The organism is Kitasatospora nipponensis, from assembly GCF_039528135.1.
Classification (GTDB): domain Bacteria; phylum Actinomycetota; class Actinomycetes; order Streptomycetales; family Streptomycetaceae; genus Kitasatospora; species Kitasatospora nipponensis.
In genome coordinates this window covers 1-1502 of the sequence record NZ_BAAALF010000444.1, presented here as the reverse complement: position 1 = coordinate 1502, position 1502 = coordinate 1, and the positions used below count along the sequence as shown (strand labels likewise).

At 56.9% G+C, this 1502-nt stretch carries 1 protein-coding gene and 1 pseudogene; both read right to left on the bottom strand.

The window, feature by feature from the left end; genetic code table 11:
- The coding region (locus tag ABD323_RS41035) for a dsDNA nuclease domain-containing protein (protein ID WP_344447198.1) at positions 1-1162 on the bottom strand (1162 nt) is incomplete at its 3' end.
- A gap of 128 nt (positions 1163-1290) precedes the next feature.
- Positions 1291-1502 (bottom strand): annotated as a pseudogene (locus tag ABD323_RS41030) (IS110 family transposase); the annotation flags it as partial.

The window sequence follows — 1502 nt, the reverse complement described above, 5'->3', positions numbered from 1 at the left end:
CGAAAACGACGCGCGCTCGATTTTGCTTAAGGAACCGGGCCAAGTTCTGCAGGGACGCTCCCGGCGATTCGCCTGAAATTCCGAGCTCTGCAGCCAGTTGAGTTAGGCCGGCGACTGTCGACGGCCAGGACTCACCGGACACCCACCATGCAACGTCGAAGTCTTCGCACTCTCGTGCGGCATACTGACCAACTAGCTCGCTTTTCCCAATTCCGCTCATCCCCAAAACCGCAATACCCGGTTTCTCGTCCGCTTCTTTTGAGACGAGAGAAACAAGCGAAGAGAGTTCTTGAGTGCGCCCATGAAATATAGGAGTCGGAGGTCGAGTGCTCAGGTTTGATACGTGCCGCCAGGCCGGTCCGCGTCCCGGCCTTTCAGGTTCCAAAGCCCGAAAAACATCCTCCCTTGCGATTGTGCGCCGTCGGACATTGATGGATATCAACTGGCGATCCCTGATACCGTCAGGGCTTGAAATTCTTAGCCGATCGAGGGAGTCCCTGGCATCTCCATTGCGTGACGAAACCGCCACCAAGTTTACAACCGAATCCCAGGCATACTTGGGATCAAGGTCCGGCAACCCAGCCTCGACAAGAGTTGGTTCGGCTATGCTAAGGATAGAATGGGAACGGATCGTAGTACGATCGGGAACTCCATGCTCAATATCGAGCGCTGCCAGGAATTCGGCAGCGTCCGATGTGGAGCACGCCAGCCTGACTGCAACTTCTGGGATGAAGCCAGCCAACTGCTCGAGGCTGCCACTCTTGCATGCAGCGTCGAAAGCCGCCGCCCGGTCTTTCCCTCCCTTCATGGGTGCATTGGTAACAAGCCGACATCTTCCTTCTCTTGAACCTGCCACCCATCTCTTAAAAAGAGTAGACAGCCCACCCAATTCCCATAGCTCAACGAACGGCCAAGGACCCCTGTCGGGCTCGCGATGCTTCACAGAAAAAATATGCAGCGCACCATTTGAATATTCAATGGCATAGTCTGTGTACCATTCGCATATGATCGATTTTATCGAGTCGTCGGAAAGCAGGCTGAAGCAATGCCTGGCTGCGCATTGATATTGGAAGAAGTATCGGGATGCCGTCTCGGTACCCGAGTCCTCCGAGGGGCGATCAGTGAGAAGCGACGGCCCTTCGCGGGTTCCTTTATCGGTCAATTAAGTTCTCCCTGGCCTCACAAATGCTCAACCGTGTGTCTGCGCAATGGTCTCGCAGCGGACTTCCGTGCCGCAACCATGCTGGCCAGTACATGCCCACTGCGGGTGGTGGAGTCTCAATGACTGAGTCAAGCCGTCGGCTGGGCGGGGGTGAACTCCCGTCCGTCGCGGAGTAGTGCCCACAGCACGTTGACTCGGCGGCGCTCGAGGGCGATGAGGGCTTGGACGTGTCCGCAGCCCTCGGCTCGCTTCTTACGGTAGAAGTCTCGGTTGGGCCCGTCCTGGATGATGCTGGTCTGCGCGGACATGTAGAACACTCTGCGCAGGCGTCGGCTGTAGC